The sequence below is a fragment of the Desulfobulbus alkaliphilus genome (assembly GCF_016918545.1).
Taxonomy (GTDB): Bacteria; Desulfobacterota; Desulfobulbia; order Desulfobulbales; family Desulfobulbaceae; genus Desulfobulbus; species Desulfobulbus alkaliphilus.
Genome location: NZ_JAFFQC010000213.1, coordinates 1 through 456, shown reverse-complemented (window position 1 = coordinate 456; position 456 = coordinate 1). Strand labels below are relative to the sequence as shown.

General features: G+C 57.9%; 1 protein-coding gene. It reads right to left on the bottom strand.

The window, feature by feature from the left end; translation table 11 throughout:
• The coding region (locus JWG43_RS18165; RefSeq protein WP_205244340.1) for an ABC transporter substrate-binding protein at nucleotides 1–456 on the bottom strand (456 nt) is incomplete at both ends.

Sequence of the window (456 nt, the reverse complement as noted above, 5' to 3'; positions counted from 1 at the left end):
GTATCCTTGACGGCACTGGAGGGAGAGCCAATGTACGCATAGGGCAGGCCCAGCTGGCGATATTGCCGCTGGCAGACGGCCACATCCTCGGCATTCGTACCATAATGGATCATTACTTCTGCCCCGGCCACCCGGAAAGCCAGCAGTTGTGCGGTGTAGTCCTTGTCCTTCGTCGTGTACTTTTCACGCTTGACCACTGTCAGGCCGGCCTTGGGGGCCAGGTCGTCGATAAGGTCGGCGCCTCCCGTGCCGAAAGCATCGGCATCATGCAGCACAGCAATCTTCGTCAGGCCCATGTCTTCCTTGATGTATTTCAGCATGACCTTGACCACGATGGAATCATCGGGGCGGCAACGGAAGAGCCAGGGGTTACCCTGCTGCGTCAGATTGACATTGGTCCCACCAATCAGGGTAGGCAGCTCGGTCTGCTTCACCCTGTCAGAAATGGCAAGGACC